The sequence below is a fragment of the Streptomyces sp. NPDC043685 genome (assembly GCF_056436585.1).
Genome location: NZ_JBWKCH010000015.1, coordinates 1 through 17,271 on the forward strand (window position 1 = coordinate 1; position 17,271 = coordinate 17,271).

At 72.7% G+C, this 17,271-nt stretch carries 19 protein-coding genes; 13 read left to right on the forward strand and 6 right to left on the reverse strand.

The window, feature by feature from the left end; genetic code table 11:
* Window positions 1–264: 264 nt before the first annotated feature.
* On the forward strand, window positions 265–825 hold the full coding sequence (locus AC0665_RS35870) for an RNA polymerase sigma factor (RefSeq protein WP_468414847.1): 561 nt from the start codon (window positions 265–267) through the stop codon (window positions 823–825).
* Window positions 818–1,861 carry a CU044_5270 family protein gene (locus AC0665_RS35875; protein ID WP_478706633.1) on the forward strand — a complete coding sequence of 348 codons (1,044 nt, stop codon included), beginning with the start codon at window positions 818–820 and terminating at the stop codon, window positions 1,859–1,861. Before AC0665_RS35870 ends, AC0665_RS35875 begins: the two co-directional genes overlap by 8 nt.
* Window positions 1,862–1,921: 60 nt before the next feature.
* Here AC0665_RS35875 and AC0665_RS35880 read toward each other — a convergent pair whose 3' ends face one another.
* Window positions 1,922–2,287, reverse strand: coding sequence for a nuclear transport factor 2 family protein (locus AC0665_RS35880; RefSeq protein WP_478706634.1), 366 nt, complete (start codon window positions 2,285–2,287; stop codon window positions 1,922–1,924).
* A 173-nt stretch (window positions 2,288–2,460) separates the two neighbouring features.
* On the opposite strand from AC0665_RS35880, the gene AC0665_RS35885 reads away from it, so the two are divergent.
* On the forward strand, window positions 2,461–2,748 hold the full coding sequence (locus AC0665_RS35885; protein ID WP_366053769.1) for a hypothetical protein: 288 nt from the start codon (window positions 2,461–2,463) through the stop codon (window positions 2,746–2,748).
* 59 nt (window positions 2,749–2,807) lie between these two features.
* Here the strand turns inward: AC0665_RS35885 and AC0665_RS35890 are convergent, their stop codons facing one another.
* A complete protein-coding gene (locus AC0665_RS35890; RefSeq protein WP_478706635.1) occupies window positions 2,808–4,562 on the reverse strand; it encodes an ABC transporter ATP-binding protein in 1,755 nt (584 codons plus the stop codon).
* Window positions 4,563–4,721: 159 nt separating this feature from the next.
* Here AC0665_RS35890 and AC0665_RS35895 point away from each other — a divergent pair, with 159 nt between their 5' ends.
* From AC0665_RS35895 to AC0665_RS35920, 6 genes are all read left to right on the forward strand, one after another.
* A complete protein-coding gene (locus tag AC0665_RS35895) occupies window positions 4,722–5,810 on the forward strand; it encodes an S-(hydroxymethyl)mycothiol dehydrogenase (RefSeq protein ID WP_478706636.1) in 1,089 nt (362 codons plus the stop codon).
* Window positions 5,810–6,439 (forward strand): MBL fold metallo-hydrolase, encoded by a 630-nt coding sequence (locus AC0665_RS35900; protein ID WP_468414844.1) that lies wholly within the window; start codon window positions 5,810–5,812, stop codon window positions 6,437–6,439. Before AC0665_RS35895 ends, AC0665_RS35900 begins: the two co-directional genes overlap by 1 nt.
* A gap of 90 nt (window positions 6,440–6,529) precedes the next feature.
* Entirely contained in the window at window positions 6,530–7,444 is a 915-nt protein-coding gene (locus AC0665_RS35905) for an SDR family oxidoreductase (protein WP_478706637.1), read from the forward strand.
* Window positions 7,445–7,627: 183 nt separating this feature from the next.
* A complete protein-coding gene (locus AC0665_RS35910) occupies window positions 7,628–8,323 on the forward strand; it encodes a L,D-transpeptidase family protein (protein WP_478706638.1) in 696 nt (231 codons plus the stop codon).
* A gap of 216 nt (window positions 8,324–8,539) precedes the next feature.
* Window positions 8,540–8,698, forward strand: a complete 159-nt coding sequence (locus AC0665_RS35915; protein WP_180989589.1) for a hypothetical protein — start codon at window positions 8,540–8,542, stop codon at window positions 8,696–8,698.
* Window positions 8,699–8,768: 70 nt separating this feature from the next.
* The gene (locus AC0665_RS35920; protein WP_478611160.1) at window positions 8,769–9,593 is read left to right on the forward strand and encodes an EamA family transporter; all 825 of its coding nucleotides are present in this window, start codon (window positions 8,769–8,771) and stop codon (window positions 9,591–9,593) included.
* A gap of 32 nt (window positions 9,594–9,625) precedes the next feature.
* Here AC0665_RS35920 and AC0665_RS35925 read toward each other — a convergent pair whose 3' ends face one another.
* Together AC0665_RS35925 and AC0665_RS35930 are read right to left on the reverse strand one after the other, a co-directional pair.
* Entirely contained in the window at window positions 9,626–10,972 is a 1,347-nt protein-coding gene (locus AC0665_RS35925) for a S1 family peptidase (RefSeq protein WP_478706639.1), read from the reverse strand.
* A 122-nt stretch (window positions 10,973–11,094) separates the two neighbouring features.
* Window positions 11,095–12,084: a hypothetical protein gene (locus tag AC0665_RS35930; RefSeq protein ID WP_478611154.1), complete on the reverse strand. Its 990-nt coding sequence runs from the start codon at window positions 12,082–12,084 to the stop codon at window positions 11,095–11,097.
* A gap of 24 nt (window positions 12,085–12,108) precedes the next feature.
* On the opposite strand from AC0665_RS35930, the gene AC0665_RS35935 reads away from it, so the two are divergent.
* The 3 genes from AC0665_RS35935 to AC0665_RS35945 all read left to right on the forward strand — a co-directional run bounded on the left by AC0665_RS35935 (window position 12,109) and on the right by AC0665_RS35945 (window position 15,096).
* The gene (locus AC0665_RS35935; RefSeq protein WP_478706640.1) at window positions 12,109–13,284 is read left to right on the forward strand and encodes a MalY/PatB family protein; all 1,176 of its coding nucleotides are present in this window, start codon (window positions 12,109–12,111) and stop codon (window positions 13,282–13,284) included.
* Between the two features lie 29 nt (window positions 13,285–13,313).
* Window positions 13,314–13,694: a PPOX class F420-dependent oxidoreductase gene (locus AC0665_RS35940; protein ID WP_478611149.1), complete on the forward strand. Its 381-nt coding sequence runs from the start codon at window positions 13,314–13,316 to the stop codon at window positions 13,692–13,694.
* Window positions 13,695–13,758: 64 nt separating this feature from the next.
* Window positions 13,759–15,096 carry a Gfo/Idh/MocA family protein gene (locus AC0665_RS35945; protein ID WP_478706641.1) on the forward strand — a complete coding sequence of 446 codons (1,338 nt, stop codon included), beginning with the start codon at window positions 13,759–13,761 and terminating at the stop codon, window positions 15,094–15,096.
* 7 nt (window positions 15,097–15,103) lie between these two features.
* On the opposite strand, the gene AC0665_RS35950 is transcribed toward AC0665_RS35945, so the two are convergent.
* Window positions 15,104–15,514, reverse strand: a complete 411-nt coding sequence (locus AC0665_RS35950) for a Zn-ribbon domain-containing OB-fold protein (RefSeq protein WP_363122531.1) — start codon at window positions 15,512–15,514, stop codon at window positions 15,104–15,106.
* Between the two features lie 151 nt (window positions 15,515–15,665).
* Window positions 15,666–16,334 (reverse strand): TetR family transcriptional regulator, encoded by a 669-nt coding sequence (locus tag AC0665_RS35955; RefSeq protein ID WP_468414848.1) that lies wholly within the window; start codon window positions 16,332–16,334, stop codon window positions 15,666–15,668.
* Window positions 16,335–16,566: 232 nt separating this feature from the next.
* Between AC0665_RS35955 and AC0665_RS35960 the strand changes: the two genes are divergently transcribed.
* Window positions 16,567–17,265 (forward strand): peptidoglycan-binding domain-containing protein, encoded by a 699-nt coding sequence (locus AC0665_RS35960; RefSeq protein WP_478611145.1) that lies wholly within the window; start codon window positions 16,567–16,569, stop codon window positions 17,263–17,265.
* The last annotated feature ends 6 nt before the right edge of the window (window positions 17,266–17,271 follow it).

Consider the following 17,271-nt stretch of genomic DNA (forward strand, 5'->3'; position numbering starts at 1 on the left):
TGCTCGTTCGACATGATCTGCAGACCAGGCCGGGCGAGCTCGGCGCGCATGAGCAGCGCCATCACGCCGCCGATGACGAAGAACGCGAACGACGTTGCCAGGTACAGCGTGCCGATCGTCTTGTGATCCGTGGTCGTCAGCCACTTCAGGTGCCTCATGCCCCGCCTGTGTCCGCGCCTCGGCGAGACGTCACACTTCTTCGGCGCGACGAGAATCACCAGAACCGGGTGTGACGATCGTGAAGGTGCCGGACACGAACGGGACATGAGCAACGACGAGATCTTCGCCGCTGCCTACCGCGAGCACTACTGGGCGGTCAGCCGCTATGTCGCGCGGCGACTGGACGGGCGGGCCGGCGAGGTGGAGGAAGTGGTGGCGGAGGTGTTCACGGTGGCCTGGCGGCGCCGGGCCGACCTCCCGGCCGCCGCGCTGCCCTGGCTGTACGGCGTGGCACGCAACTGCCTGGCCAACGCGGTACGCGGCCACGGACGCCGCCGTAGGCTCGTCGATCGCCTCGGCAACGACGACACCGCGCACGGCCGGCACATCGCGGCGGGCCCCGATGCGGACACCCCCGGCGGCTGGGTGCACGAAGCGCTCTCCCGGCTCTCCGCGGCCGACCAGGAGGTACTGCGCCTCACGGCCTGGGAGGAACTCGGCATCGACGAGGTCGCCGTCGCCCTCGGCTGCGGCAGCCGGGCCGCCGCCATGCGGCTGCACCGGGCCCGGCGCCGCCTCAGAGCCGAGATCGACCGCATGCGTCCCGAGTCCCGGATCACCGAGCACTCCTGCACGACCGCCCCGAAGGAACACGGCCATGGCTGACGAACTGGAACTGCTGCGGGCCGCCGACCCGGTGCCCGCCGACGGCCACCGCTTCACCGACGGTCCCCTCGACCACAACGCCGAGCGCCGGCTCGAACAGCTGCTGAAGGAGCGGGGCGAAGGGCACCCGTCCCCGGCGCAGGCCCGGTGGGACCGGCACCCGGCCCGGCTGGGCGAGCGGCCGCTGTCGACCCCCGGACGGATCCGCCTGGCCTGGGGCCTGGTCGCCACGGCCGTCGTCGCCGCTCTCACCCTCACCCTCGTGCTGAGCGGCCCGAGCACCCCGCCCGCGGTCGCCGCGCCCCGCCCGCTGGCGATCGACACCGGCTCCGCACCGGTACCGCTGGCGAGGCTGGCCGAGCGCGCCGCGGCCGCGGCAGGGGCCCACGACGCGGTCCGGCTGCGCAAGGGCACCCATGTGCGGTCCTGGAGCCTCGCCCTGTCGGACGAGGAACCCCCGATCACCCTCCCCGAGGAGCGCATCGTGCGCTGGAAGGCCGACGACAGCCACACCGAACTCGTCGTGGCCACCGACCCGAGACACCCGGGCCGTCCGGTCCTCTCGGACGAGGGCGGCGACCCCCACCTCGTGGCCGACGGCCATGTCCTGCTCGACCGCACCTACCCGCCGAGCTGGAGCGACGCCCCGCCCCAGTCGCCGCCGCCCCGCGATCCGGCCCGGCTGCGCGCCTACCTGGCGGAGGCCCAGTACACCGACGCGCCGCTGACCACGCCCCAACTGCTGGACGCCGTGGCGACGCTGCTCGACCACTGGACCCTCGGCGCACGGGAGAGCGCGGCGCTGGCCCGGCTCCTGGCGGACGTCGAGGCTCTGCGGCCCGTGGGCCAGGTCACCGACCGGCTCGGTCGGCGCGGCCAGGCCTATGTGAACGATGCGCGGGGCGTCCGCCGCATGCTGATCATGGACCCGGCCACCGGCGCTGTCCTCGGTCTGGAGAGCACTCTCACGGAGCCGGAACCCGCGTTCGGCGTCGAGGAGGGCGACGTCATGTCGTACAGCGCCTGGATGCGCTGATCAGCCCCCAGCGCCACGGCCCGCCCCTGCCCGACCGGGCCGGGCCCGCTGACGCCCCCGCTACTCGTCCCAGGCCTGGACCAGTGTCTGCTCGGCGATCTTGCCGTCGCGCAGGGCGATCATGGACTCGGACAGGACACGCACCCCGTCCGCGTACCGGCAGCTCTCGCTGTAGGCCGCCTCGTCGCCCTGGATGACGCACCGCTCCAGCTTGTGCGACATGTCGCGGCTGTAGACGTCCTCCAGCATCCGGCTGATCTCGTCCCGGCCGTGCAGGACCTTGGGGTGGCTGGGCTGGGTCGTGTGGTCCACGATGCGCAGCTCGGCGTCGTCGGCGTACAGGGAGAGCAGGAGGTCGGGGGTCTGTCCTTCCACGCCTCGGCGCAGGGTCTCCCGGTCGAAGGCGGGGTCTGCGGCGGTTCCCATGATGACTCCCTTCACAGGGCCGCGGCCCTGTGAGGAGCGGGCCGCGAGGGGCCTTCCCTGTCGAGCCTCCTCCTGCCCGGCCGGCACGGCAAGCGCAACCGGGCACTGGGCCTGACGGGTGAGCGGGGGCGTCCGCCCGTGTCCGCGGGGGACCCGTCCGCGTTGCGAAAGGCATGATCTCAACACGACGTATCGTCGCCGCCGTTGGTCTCGCCGCTGGGGTCACCGGCCTCGCCGCGCCGATGGCGAACGCGGCCGACGCGGAAGCGAAGAGCCCGCTCAGCCCGATGGCCACGCTCGACTCGCTGACCGTGAGCGACATCCCCGCCGAGCACAAGGACGAGATCCCGCGGCCCTCCTCGCAGCTGGCCGGGCTCAACCGCCTCAACGACCTCGACCAGCTGAACCAGGTCGTCGGCCTGGTCTCCCCGGTCTTCGGCTTCCTTCCGAACGTCCGCTGACACGGCCGCGTGCGTGAGGGCCGCCCGGAGCCGGGCGGCCCTGTCTTGCGTGCCCGGGCTCAGTCCGCCGTGGCCAGGAACTGCGTCGCCGCCAGCTCGGCGTAGAGCGGATCGGCCGCCACGAGCTCCCGGTGCGTGCCGACGGCCCGGACCCGGCCCGCGTCCATCACCACGATCCGGTCGGCCATCGTCACCGTGGACAGCCGGTGCGCCACGACGAGCACCGTGGTCGTCCGGGCCACGTCCGCGACGGTGTCGCGCAGCGCCGCCTCGTTCACCGCGTCCAGCTGCGAGGTCGCCTCGTCGAGCAGGAGCAGCCGGGGGCGGCGCAACAGCGCGCGGGCGATGGCGACGCGCTGGCGCTCACCGCCGGACAGCTTGGTGCCGCGGTGTCCCACGAGCGTGTCGAGGCCGCCGGGCAGCCGGGCGACCAGGCCGTCGAGGCGGGTCGTCTTGAGCACCCGCGCCAGGGCGTCCTCGTCCGCCTCCGGATTGCCCAGCAGCAGGTTGTCCCGCAGGGAGCCCGACAGGACCGGCGCGTCCTGCTCCACATAGCCGATCGCGGCACGCAGCCGGGGCAGCTCCCAGTCGTTCAGGTCGCGTCCGTCCAGCGTGATCACACCGGACTCGGGGTCGTAGAACCGCTCGATCAGCGAGAAGACGGTGGTCTTGCCGGCGCCGGACGGGCCGACGAACGCCGTCATGCCCTGCGCGGGCACCGTGAACGTCACTCCGTGGTGCACGGGCGGAAGATCGTCGGCGTAGCGGAAGCGGACGTCGTGGAAGGTGAGGGCGGCGGGCTCGGCGCCGGGGGAGGGCAGCGGCGCCGACTCGGCCGCCGGTTCCGCGGGCAGGCGCAGTGCCTCCTCGATGCGGGTGAGGGCCGCGGCGCCCGTCTGGTACTGGGTGATGGCGCCGACGACCTGCTGTATCGGGGACATCAGGTAGAAGACGTACAGCAGGAACGCCACGAGCGTGCCCACGTCGACCGCGCCGGTCGCGACCCGCGCGCCGCCCACGGCGAGCACCGTGATGAAGGCGATCTGCATGGCCAGCCCGGCGGTGTTGCCGGCGGCGGCCGACCACTTGGCGGCCCGTACGCTCTGACGCCACGACTCCTGCGCCGCCTCGTGCAGCGTCCGCTCCTCGCGGTGCTCCGCCCCGGACGCCTTCACGGTGCGCAGGGCGCCGAGGATCCGCTCCAATGAGGCGCCCATGACGCCCACCGCGTCCTGCGCCTGCCGGCTCGCCTTGTTGATGCGCGGCACGATCACCCCGAGGACCACGCCCGCGCCCAGGATCACGGCCAGGGTGACGCCCAGCAGCACCGCGTCCACCAGGCCCATCATCACCACCGTGGCGACGAGCGTGAGCCCGCCCGTGCCCAGGCCGACCAGCGAGTCGGTGGTGACCGCCCGCAGCAGGGTCGTGTCGGAGGTGATGCGGGCCATCAGGTCCCCGGGTTCGGTGCGGTCCACGGCCGCGACGCGCAGCCGCAGCAGATACGACGACAGGGCGCGCCGCGCGCCGAGCACCACCGACTCGGCGGTGCGGGTCAGCACGTACGAACCCAGCGCGCCCAGCGCCGCGTTGGTCACGACGAGGGCCGACATGGCCAGCAGGGCGCCGGTGATGGCCCGGTCGTGCGACAGGTCGTCGATCAGGCCCCGCGCGACCAGCGGCAGCAGCAGCCCGGTCGCCCCGGTGACCAGTGAGAGCAGCGCGCCGGCGAACAGGGACCAGCGGTGCGGCCGTACGTACCCGAGGAGCTGCCGCCACGCGGGTGTGGCGGTCTCGGTCTCTGCGATGCTCACGGCGCTCCTTCGGCGTCGACGGAGCGTTCAGGCTACGTCGCCGCCGACCCGCGCGGCCTGGCCTTTCCACGCCGTGGGTGGCCGATCCGCGCCCCTTGCCGATCAGTCGCGCGTAGGGTCGGAAAGGAACGGAACCCGGCCGACGAAGGAGTCAGCACCATGGCCCAGGAAGTACGCGGCGTGATCGCACCCGGCAAGGACGAGCCGGTGCGGATCGAGACGGTCGTGGTGCCCGACCCGGGCCCGGGCGAGGCCGTGGTGCGGGTGCAGGCCTGCGGCGTGTGCCACACGGACCTGCACTACAAGCAGGGCGGCATCAACGACGAGTTCCCGTTCCTGCTGGGCCACGAGGCGGCGGGTGTGGTCGAGACGGTCGGCGCCGGCGTCACCGACGTCGAACCGGGTGACTTCGTGATCCTCAACTGGCGTGCGGTGTGCGGCAAGTGCCGGGCCTGTCTGCGCGGCCGGCCCTGGTACTGCTTCGACACCCACAACGCGCAGCAGAAGATGACCCTCGCCTCGACCGGCCAGGAGCTGTCCCCGGCCCTCGGCATCGGTGCCTTCGCGGAGAAGACCCTGGTCGCGGCCGGGCAGTGCACCAAGGTCGACCCGGGCGTCGCCCCGCAGGTGGCGGGACTGCTGGGCTGCGGGGTGATGGCCGGCATCGGCGCCGCGATCAACACGGGCAACGTCGGCCGGGGCGACTCGGTCGCCGTGATCGGCTGCGGCGGTGTCGGCGACGCGGCCATCGCCGGATCACAGCTGGCCGGAGCGGGGACGATCATCGCCGTCGACATCGACGACCGCAAGCTGGAGACGGCCCGCTCCATGGGCGCCACCCACACCGTCAACTCGCGCGAGAACGACCCGGTCGCGGCGATCCGCGACCTCACCGGCGGCTTCGGTGCCGACGTCGTCATCGAGGCCGTCGGCCGCCCCGAGACGTACGAGCAGGCCTTCTACGCCCGCGACCTCGCGGGCACGGTCGTCCTCGTCGGCGTCCCGACACCCGAGATGAAGCTCGAACTGCCGCTGCTGGACGTCTTCGGCCGCGGCGGGTCGCTGAAGTCGAGCTGGTACGGCGACTGCCTGCCCTCCCGGGACTTCCCCATGCTGATCGACCTGCACCTCCAAGGTCGCCTGGACCTCGGCGCGTTCGTCACCGAGACCATCCAGCTCGACGAGGTGGAGAAGGCGTTCGAGCGGATGCACCACGGCGACGTGCTGCGCTCGGTGGTGGTGCTGTGATGGCCACGCGCATCGAACACCTCGTCACCTCCGGGCAGTTCAGCCTCGACGGCGGCACCTGGGACGTCGACAACAACGTGTGGATCGTCGGCGACGACCACGAGGCGATCGTCATCGACGCCGCCCATGACGCCGACGCCATCGCCGAGGCCGTCGGAAACCGCCGGCTCACGGCCATCGTGTGCACACACGCCCACAACGACCACATCGACGCCGCCCCCGCCCTCGCCGAGCGCACCGGCGCCACCATCTGGCTGCACCGCGACGACCTGCCGCTGTGGAAGCAGACCCACCCGGACCGGGATCCCGACGCCTGGCTGGTCGACGGCCAGACGATCGAAGCCGGAGGCGCCGACCTCAGGGTCCTGCACACCCCGGGGCACGCGCCCGGCGCGGTCTGCCTCCACGACCCGGGGCTGGGCACGGTCTTCACCGGCGACACCCTCTTCCAGGGCGGGCCAGGCGCCACCGGCCGGTCCTTCTCGCACTTCCCGACGATCATCGACTCGATCCGCGACCGGCTGCTCACCCTGCCGCCCGGGACCACCGTCCGCACCGGCCACGGCGACTCCACCACCATCGGCGCGGAGGCCCCGCACCTGGAGGAATGGATCGCCCGGGGCCACTGACCGCGTGTCGCTCGTAAAAGGCGACAGAAGATGTCCGGCTTACCCGTCACTGTGAAGGCGTCAAGCAGCCACGGTCACGGGAGGTCGGACATGTCAGCTCCGTTGCAGGACAAGGTCGCACTGGTCGCCGGGGCGACCCGGGGTGCCGGGCGGGGGATCGCCGTGGAACTCGGTGCGGCCGGTGCCACGGTCTACGTCACCGGCCGCAGCACCCGCGCCCGCCGCTCGGAGTACGACCGGCCCGAGACCATCGAGGACACCGCCGACCTGGTCACCGCCGCCGGCGGCCGGGGCGTCGCCGTCCCCACCGACCACCTCGACCCGGCACAGGTCCGGGCCCTGGTGGACCGGATCGCCGACGAACAGGGCCGCCTCGACGTCCTCGTCAACGACATCTGGGGCGGTGAGACCCTCTTCGAGTGGGACACCCCGCTGTGGGAGCACGACCTCGACAACGGCCTGCGGCTGCTCAGGCTCGCCGTCGAGACGCACGCCGTCACCAGCCACCACGCGCTGCCGCTGCTGCTGCGCCGTCCCGGCGGCCTGGTCGTCGAGGTCACCGACGGCACCGCCGAGTACAACGGTGAGAACTACCGCGTGAACTTCTTCTACGACCTCGCCAAGGCCTCGGTCCTGCGCATGGCCTTCGCCCTCGGCCACGAACTCGGCCCCCGGGGCGCCACGGCCGTCGCCCTCACCCCCGGCTGGCTGCGCTCGGAGCTGATGCTGGAAACCTTCGGGGTGCGGGAGGACAACTGGCGCGACGCCCTGGAGCGCGTCCCCCACTTCGCCATCTCCGAGACCCCGCACTACGTGGGCCGGGCCGTGGCAGCGCTCGCCGCCGACACGGACGTGGCGCACTGGAACGGGCAGTCGCTGTCCAGCGGAGGGCTCGCCCAGGTGTACGGCTTCACCGACCTCGACGGCAGCCGCCCGGACGCCTGGCGCTACCTCGTGGAGGTCCAGGACGCGGGCAGACCCGCGGACGTCACCGGATACCGGTGACGCGCACGACCGGACAGCCGGATCGACACAATCAGTGGGTATGCCCGGATATCACCACCTTGGGTCGATGGGGTATGTCACTGTTCCGTCCCAGCGCCGCCGAGAGCACAACCGGAACCGGTCTTCGCCCGTCTAGCAGGCAGACATCACAGAATCGACTGTCGCGAAGGGGCAGGACCAGCCATGGGGGACGTACGCAGACGGAGTGCCGTCGCACTGGGGATCACCGGCCTGGTGGCACCGCTCACGCTGGCGCTCGGCGCCGCACCGGCTCAGGCCGCGAGCTGTAGCACGCAGGCCGGCCCGTACCAGAAGCAGGTCGAGAAGTTCCTCGGCCGTCCGGTCGACGGCAAGCAGTCCGCCGCCGACTGCAAGGCCATCAAGGCCTTCCAGGCCAAGCACGGCATCTCGCCGAACATCGGCTACGCCGGCTCCGTCACCTGGGGGGTGATGGACCTGATGCAGAAGCAGAAGGCCGTCGGGAAGACCCCCAGCAAGGACGGCAAGTGCCCGGTGAACAAGGGCCGGATCGCCTGTGTGAACCTGACGCTCCAGCTGAGCTGGATCCAGGACGGCGAGAAGCTCGTCTACGGTCCCGTGCCGGTCCGCACCGGCCGCGACGGGTACGAGACCCGCACCGGCCTGAAGAAGATCTACTGGCGCAACATCGACCACGTCTCGTCGATCTACCACGTGCCGATGCCCTACGCGCAGTTCTTCGACGGCGGCCAGGCCTTCCACTCCGTCGGCGTCAGCATGTGGAACCCGCCGGGCTCGCACGGCTGCACCAACATGACGAAGACCGACGCCAAGAAGTACTGGTCGCTGCTGAAGAAGGGCGACGACGTCTTCGTCTACGGCCGCAAGCCGGGCACCTGATCCGAGCCGCGAAGTACCTCCAGCCCGACCCCGCCCTGCCGTGCCGACTCTGGACGAAGGTGAACGGCGGGGCGGCGAAAGGTACTCGCAGGTGGTTGATGTGAACAGCCTCACGTTTACCGGGAGATGGACGTGATCAGCAACACTGTCCGATATGCCGGATTGGTTCCTGATTACTCACATCGCCTTCACGTCCGGCGACGTATGCTTCACAGCATGTCCACCACTGTTGAAACCTCATCCGAGCGATCGGCTGACGAGGTCAACGAGGAGATCCGCGCGCTGTGGCGCCGGTCGGGCGGGACACTGAGCGTCGAGCAGCGCGAGGAGTACCAGCGGCTCGTCCTCGAGTGGGCCTCCGCGGCCCCGCAGTAGGTTCCGCGGTCCGGTCTTCGTCCCGGCCCGTTGACGCATCAGTCCTTCGTGACGGGGCACCCCTGACCGAATGGGTGCCCTTCTCGCACTGTCCTCGGCCGTCGTCTACGGCATCGTCGACTTCACGGGCGGCCTGTTGTCCCGGCGCGTGCACCACGCCGCCGTCACCCTCTACGGCCAGTTCGGCGGGTTGGCGCTCGCCTGTGCCGCCGCCCTCCTGCTGCCCTCCGACGCCCTGCGGGGCACCGATCTGCTGTGGGGCGCCCTGTCCGGGGTCGGCAGCGGCACGGCCATGCGGTTTCTCAACCGCGGCCTGAGCCGCGGCGACATGAGCGTCGTCGTGCCCGTGAGCGCCGTCACCGGCGTCGCGCTGTCGGTGCTGTGCGGGGTCCTCGTCCTCGGCGACCGACCGGGCGCCGTCGCCTGGCTCGGCATCGCCGTCACCGTGCCCGCGCTGTGGTGCGTCGCCGGCGGCGGGAGCGGTGCGGGGAAGGGAACGGCGGACGGGCTGATCGCCAGTGCGGGCGTGGCCGTGCAGTACCTCGCCCTGGGCCAGGCCGGGCCCGGAAGCGGCCTGTGGCCCGTCGCCGCGGGCCGGGTCGCCGCGGTGCTCGTCCTCCTGCCGGACGCCGCGCGTCACGCCCGCCGACTGAGGCTGCCGCCGGTCCGCTGCGTCCAGGCGGTCCTCGTCGGAGCCGGGGCGGCCCTCGGCCTCGTGCTGTATCTGCTCGCTGTCCAGCGGCAGTTGCTGGCCGTGGCGGTGGTCCTGGCCTCGCTCTACCCGGCCCTGCCGGTGGTGCTCGGCCTGGTGCTGCTGCACGAGCGGATCAGCCGCCGTCAGGCCGGGGGACTGGTGGCGGCGGGCGTCGCGACCGTGCTGCTCACCCTGGGCTGAGCGGCGCGTCCCACCGCGGCCAGCCGCCGGTGTCATCCCCAAGTGGCCGAGTAGTACTGCCGGTACGCCTTGCGGTCCTGCTCCGCCCGGATCCACCGGGTCGCCACCAGGGCGACGAGGCTGCCCGCGATGACGAGCATGCCGGGGCCCACATTGCGCGGGTCGGTCAGGCGGCTCAGCAGCGTCGAGGCATCCGTGTCCGTGACCGGTGCCGACGAACCCGGGGAGGCGGCGCCCTGCGAGGCCGAGGGCGCCGGTGCGGCGCCCGTGCCACCGGCCGACTCGGCCACGATCAGCTTGACCCCCAGCTCGGTCAGCGCCTTCGTCACCGGCTGGAAGAACGTCGTACCGCCCGCCGTGCAGTCCCCGCTGCCGCCCGAGGTCACGCCGAGCGCCACGCCGTCGGCGAACATCGGGCCTCCGCTGTCGCCCGGTTCGGCGCACACGTTCGTCTCGATGAGGCCGGTGACCGTGCCCTCGGGGTAGTTGACCGTCGCGTTGAGCGCGGTGACCTCGCCCTCGCGCAGCCCGCTGGTGCTGCCGCTGCGGAAGATCTTCTGCCCGACCTCCGCATCGGCGACGCCTGTGATCCGCACGCCCTTGCCGTCACCGACCGCCACGACGTCCGCGCCCTTGCCCGCACGGCCGCCGTCGTACTTCACCAGGGAGTAGTCGTCGCCGGGAAAGCTGCCCTTGAGCGACGTACCGACCTGGTTCCGGCCCCGGTTGTCGGCGAACCAGACGGAACCGTCGGGCCCGCAGTGCCCGGCCGTCAGGATGAAGTCGCTTGTTCCGTCGGTCACGTTGAACCCCGCCGAACAGCGCCCGGCGGTCGACAGGATGGGCTGCGCGCCGTTGATCCGTGTCGTGAACGTGCCCTCGGTGCGCTCCATGCGGACGAAGGAGCCGATGCCCTCGGCGACCTTGGTCATCCTGGACCAGTCGGAGGCGGAGACGGTGCTGTCGCCCCGCACCACCACCTGGTTGCTCTTGTAGTCCAGGGCCCACGAGGTGCCGGCGACCCGGGGGGCCGAACGCAGCGCCGCCGCGGCGGACTTGAGGTCGCTCATGCTGTGCTCGACCATCTTGGCCTGCGCGCCGGCCCGCTTCACCTCGGCCGCCGCCTTGCCGTCGGTGACCGCGACGACCGGCCGCCCGGCCGAGTCGACCCAGCTGCCGGCGGTGCGGGAGTTCCCGAGCCGGGACACGAGGTCGGTGCCCTTGCCGGTCGCCGGCGGCGCGGTGTACGGGACGCCGATGGACGGGGCCGCGGGCTCGCTCGCCACGGCGTTGGTGACCATCGCTCCTCCCAGGAGGAGTCCGCCGACGGCCGCCAGCCGTGTCACTCGCCGGACGACCCGTCGTCGTGCGTGCCTCATGCATGGCTCCCGAACCCGAACATCACGGTGTGAACACCGCGGAGCCCTCCTTGAGTTGAGTGCCCTTCATTCATACGGGGCGCAGTCGTGCCGTGTTCACCGCGCCGGTGATCTCTTCGGCGTCACCCGGCGACCGGGGCCGCGAGCAGGGCGCCGCTGCGGGCGTCGCCCCACACCGAGTGCGGATCGACGTAAGGCCGCAGCAGGGCGGTGAGCGCCGGGTCACCGCGGCCGTTCAGCTCGTCGGAGGCGATCTTGCGGGCGATCCCGGCGAGGAAGTCCGCGACCTGCACCCGCGCGTCGTCGCGGGCGACGACGAGCCGCAGCCCGGCCAGACCGATCCCGGCCCGCCGGGCCGTGGCCTCGATCCACGCGATGCGGTCCGGCGTCAGCATGTTCTGCCGGTCGTGCACGAGGTGGACCGGCCGCCCGTGCCCGTTCCACAGGGCGGCCGTCCGCACGATCGCCGGCAGCAGCGGGTTGAGCGGCGGGACCAGCGGCGGCCCGGCCAGGAGCCCGTCCCGGTACGCCACCGCCCGGGTCCTGGTCGTGGCGAGCCGCTCCAGGATCCGCGCCGCGTCCGTCGCCGGACGCGTGCGCAGCAGGTCGTCGACCGTGCCGTAGAAGTCGCCGACCGGGTCCCCGTCGTGGCGCACCCGCAACAGCCGGTTGGCCGCCTCCAGGAACGCCCGCCAGCCCTCCTCCCCGAAGGCCGGGCGCCCTGCGCGGAACAGGGCGATCGCCTCGGCCGGGTCGTCCAGCAGCAGGCCGACGGCCCGGTCGACCACGAAGAAGGTCTTCTCCATCAGGTGCACCCGTGCCCGCCCGTGGATCGGCCCCTGCGGAGCGAGCAGCCACTCCAGCACCGCGCGGTGCTTCTCCCGCAGCAGGTGGTTCGCCTTGTACTCCTCGGCCGGTGACCGGATCCGGTCCCGGATCTCTCCCACCGTCGCCGCGGCCGACGCCACGGACAACGACACGCCGGCGTGCGCGAACACGTCCGTGTTGCCGCCGGTGAGGTTCTCACCGTCCGACCCCGACTCGTCGCAGGCGATCTCCAGCAACGCGCCCGCCACCCCGCCCCGCTCGTCCTCCGCACGATTCCCGCTCACCGCACAGCCCCCTATCGTGTGCCCATGACCAGGATCCCGCACGAGACGTCCGGTGAACCGAATCCTCTGCAAGCCCTCACCCTCGACCGGCTCCGGCAGCGCACCAGCGCGAAGTGGCGCACCTACCCGGAAGACGTGCTCCCGCTGTGGGTCGCCGAGATGGACGTGCCGCTCGCCGAGCCCGTGGTGCGGGCCGTCACCGACGCGCTCCACCTGGGCGACACCGGCTACGCGACCGGCACCGCGTACGCGCAGGCCCTGGCCGCCTTCGCCGGGAAGCGGTGGGGCTGGGACGGGCTCGCCGTGGAGCGCACCGCGATCGTGCCCGACGTCATGCTGGGTGTCGTCGAGATGCTCAAACTGGTCACCGGACCCGGCGACACGGTGATCGTCAACCCGCCCGTGTACCCGCCGTTCTACCCGTTCGTGACGCACATGGACCGGCGGGTGGCCGAGGCCCCGCTCGGCCCGGACGGGCGCATCGACCTCGGCGTCCTGGAGGAGGCCTTCCGGCAGGCCGTCGCGGGTGGCAGGCGGGCCGCCCACCTGCTGTGCAACCCCCACAACCCGACCGGCACCGTCCACACGGCCGAGGAGCTGTCCGCCGTCGCCGCCCTCGCCGAGCGGTACGGCGTGCGCGTCGTCGCCGACGAGATCCACGCCCCGCTGGTGCTCGGTGACGCCCGCTTCGTGCCGTATCTGAGCGTGCCGGGCGCCGAGCGCGGCCTGTCGCTGATGTCGGCCTCCAAGGGCTGGAACCTGCCCGGGCTCAAGGCCGCCCTCGCGATCGCCGGGCCGGGGGCCGCCGCCGACCTGGAGCGGATGCCCGAGGAGGTGGGAGACGGCCCGAGCCACGTCGCCGTCATCGCGCACACCGCCGCCCTGCGCGACGGCGTCACCTGGCTGGACGCGCTGCTGGCCGGCCTCGACGGCAACCGGCGGCTGCTCGCGGACCTGCTGGCGGAGCACCTGCCCGCCGTCCGCTACCGGCCGGGCGACGCCACCTATCTGGCCTGGCTCGACTGCCGTGCCCTCGGCCTCGGCGACGACCCGGCCGACGTCTTCCTGCGCCGCGGCCGCGTCGCCCTCACCTCCGGCCTCCCCTTCGGCCCCGGTGGCGCCGGCCACGCCCGCCTCAACCTGGCGGCCTCGGCGGAGGTGCTCACCGAGGCCGTGCGCAGAATGGCGGCGTCGCGCTGAACCCGGTGGCGCGCTCGTACACTTGCGCCATGGACGACAGGACACTGGACGCACTCGGCGCGGGAAAGTACCTGCTCCTCACCAGCTACCGCAAGAACGGCACGCCGGTCGCCACCCCGGTCTGGGTGGTGCGCGACGGGGACGCGCTCGGCGCCTGGACGGCCGCCGGGTCCTGGAAGGTGAAGCGGATCCGCGACCGCGCCGACGTGCTGGTCGGCCCCTGTGACCTGCGCGGCAACCCCACCGGCGGTCAGGTGCCGGGCACGGCGGAGATCTGCGACCCGGCCACCACCGCCCGCTACCGGAAGCTGATCGCCCGCAAGTACGGCCTGACCGGCCGGCTCTCGCTGCTCGGCAGCCGGCTGCGCCGGGGCACGGACGGCACCGTGGGCATCCGCATCACCCTCTGAGACCTGGCAAGCGCTTTCGGCCGCAGGGGAGTGGAGGCCCGGTCCGGGGGAAAGGGCACCTGCCATGAGCCGAACTCCCGTCCTGCGCGCAGCCGTCGTCGGCACCGGCCACCGGGCCCGGTTGTACACCCGAGGCCTCGCCGAACGCCCCGGCCATGTCGTGGCCGCGCTGTGCGACCCCAGTCCGACCCGGATGGCCTTCCACAACCGGCTGCTCGCCGAGGCCGTCGCACCGGCCGCCACCCCGTGGGAGCCCGACCGCTTCACCGACCTGCTCACCGAGGAGGGCATCGACGAGGTCGTCGTCACCACCGTCGACGCCGAGCACGACCGCTACATCGTCCCCGCCCTCGAAGCGGGCTGCCGGGTCGTCACCGAGAAGCCGATGACCGTCGACGCCGGGCGCTGCGCCCGCATCCTCGACACCGTCCGCGAGACGGGCAACTCCCTGACGGTCGCCTTCAATTACCGCTTCAACCCCGTGCACGAGAAGGTCCGCGCCCTGCTCGCCGACGGCGCGGTCGGCGAGGTGCTCTCGGTCCACTTCGAGTGGCTCCTCGACGTACGGCACGGCGCCGACTACTTCCGCCGCTGGCACCGCGAGAAGCGGCACAGCGGCGGCCTGCTGGTGCACAAGTCCTCGCACCACTTCGACCTGGTGAACTGGTGGCTCGACGACGAGCCCCGGGAAGCGTTCGGCTACGGGCGGCTCGGCTTCTACGGCCGCGAGGCGGGGGAGCGGCACGGACTGCGCCGGGACTACGACCGTGCCCACGGAGCCGAGCGGGCCGCCGACGACCCCTTCGCCCTGGACCTCGCGGCCGACGACACGCTGCGCGCCCTCTACCTCGACGCCGAACACGACGACGGGTACCTGCGGGACCGCAACGTCTTCGACGGGCCGGTCACCATCGAGGACGACATGGCCGTCCTCGTGCGGTACGCCCGCGGCGCCACCATGACGTACCACCTGACCGCCTACTCCCCGTGGGAGGGCTACCGGGTGATGTTCAACGGCAGCGCGGGCCGGCTGGAGCTGGAGGTGGAGGAGAGCCGCTGGCAGTCGCCGCGCACCCGGCTCACCCCGGCGGCCGGCGCGGTGCACGGCGACACGGCGGCCGAGCACGCGGGCGGCGCCCGTCTGACCCTGCGCCCGCTGTGGCGGCCTCCGGTGGAGGTGCCGTTCGCGGTCGCGCACGAGGCCCACGGCGGCGGCGATCCGCGCATGCTCGACGCGCTGTTCGGACCCGCCGACCCCGCCCGCCCTGCGGACACCGCCGCCGACACGCATCCCACGGCCACCGAACGCGACGGGGCGCTGGCCCTCGCGGTGGGACTGGCGGCCAACCGGAGCTTCGAGACCGGACGGCCGGTGCGCACCGACGCGCTGGTCCCCGGCTGAGGGGGCGTCAGCTCCAGGCCCGGTACGGCTCGTCGAGCAGCTGGAAGACCGGCTCGCCCCGTACCGGATCCTTGGCCGTGGACAGCCGGACCCGGTCGCCGCTGTGGATGCCGATCGGCGGACCCATCACCCGGCCGCGCACCACGAACCCCTCGGACATCTCTATCTGCGACACATTGCGCGCCGCCGGGGTGTTGCGGTGCACCACCGTGGAGTGGCGGACGGTGCCCGTGCCCTCGGCGCGCTCCGTGCGCAGATCACTGCCCCGGCAGACCGGGCACAGCAGCCGGTGGTACATGGCGGTGCCGCACCAGGTGCAGCGCTGGAAGAGGATGGCGTCCGAGTTCTGGCCCCTCGGGTCGAGCAGACCCGTCGCGGAGCCGGCTGCCTGCTGAGCGACGCTTCCTGAGTGGTACACGCTGGTCAACTCCCTGCACTCGGCCGGAATCCGCGCACGCGATCACCCGCGCACACGTGTGCGCGGTTCGCCGTGCCACCGTGCACGCAGCACAGAGTATGGCACTCAGTGCCACTCGTAAAGGCACTCCGTACCCTCAATATGCGGAGCCTCAGCCCCGCCCCAGCGCCGACTCGATCTCCTGCACGACCCGCCACAGCGGCGTCCCGCGCCGCGACACGACGACGACCACGTCGTCCGGCTGCTCCACGGTCGGCGGCACCGGAACGGCGCCGAACGCCGACCGCACGTGGGCCAGCGCGTGGTCGACCGCGGCGCTCGCCTCCCCCTGCCCGTCCGAACGCAGCCAGGAGCGCAGCGCGTTGTTGTGCGCCGCGACCACCGCCGCCGCGATCACATCGGCCTGAAGGGTGCCGTCCCGGCGGGCGGCGAAGCGCCGGCGCAGATACGCGGCGAGGGCCCGCTCGTAGCGCCACACCACCGACAGCTCGTAGGCGCGCAGGCCCGGCACCCGCTTGGTGAGGCGGTAGCGCTGGACGGAGAACGTGGGGTTCTCGGCGTACATCCGCAGCACCAGCCGGGCCGCGTCGCAGACCCGCCCCACGGGTTCGTCCGCGTCGGAGCCGCCGGCGAGGAAGGCCGTCATGTCGGCCAGGCACCGCTCGTGGTCCGGGAAGACCACGTCCTCCTTGGAGGGGAAGTAGCGGAAGAACGAGCGCCGGCCGACACCGGCGAGCGCCACGATGTCGTCGACGGTGGTCTGCTCGTACCCCCGCTCCAGGAACAGCTGGAAGGCCGCCGCCACCAAGGCGTCCCGCATGGGCGGCTTTCCGGTGGTGGCCTCGGCTTTCTCGGAGCTCATGAGCGTGAACGTAGCACCCGGGAGGGATGGTGGCACTCAGTGCACATACGGGAGGTACTGAGTGCTCCGCGAGCCGTCCGGAGCGGCCCCCGAACCTCGAGGGCTGAACTCCGGGCCCCCGCACCACGTATCCCCCGGCAGGACGATCCTCGAAGTCGGGCGCCCCCGGGCCGGACGAAGGAGAAACAGCGTGTCGACACCGTCCGAGCCCCGGCAGCCGCACGACGGCCCGGCCCTCGAACCCATCCGTGTCCTGCGGCCCCGCCGCACCGACGCTCTCGCCGAACTGATGCGGGAGTTCCGCCAGGACACCGGTCAGGAGCCCGGCGACCACCGATCCGCCGCGCTCCCGGGGAGGCCGCCGGCCGGTTCCGAGGCCCTCACCCAGGAACTCCCGCCCGTCGCCCACGCGGCCCGCCGGTCCACGCCTGCCGGGCCTCAGGGAGCCGGACTGCGCCGTGCCGCGGTCGCGGTGGCCGTCCTCGCGGCCGCGGTGATCGGCTTCGGCGGTGCCCTCCTGCTCCGCGGCGAGCGGGAGGCCACCGGCGCGGCCCCCGCACCCCACCCGCCCCGCTCCGCCACCACCGCTCCCGATCACACGCCCGCCCCCGCCCCCACCCCGACCCCCACCCCACCGGTCACGGCAGGCGTGGATCCCGACGGCGCGGGCACCCTGCGCGAGGGGGCCGGCGGCCCCGAGGTGACCGAACTCCAGCGCCGCCTCCTGCGCATCCCGGACGTCTACCGGGACGGCTCCACCAGCGGCCGCTACGACGCCACCCTCACCGCGGCGGTGGCCCGCTTCCAGCTCTGGTACGGCATCCGCGGCGACGAGACCGGCGTCTACGGCGACGACACCCGGACCGCCCTGGAATCCCGTACGAGCTGATGTGTG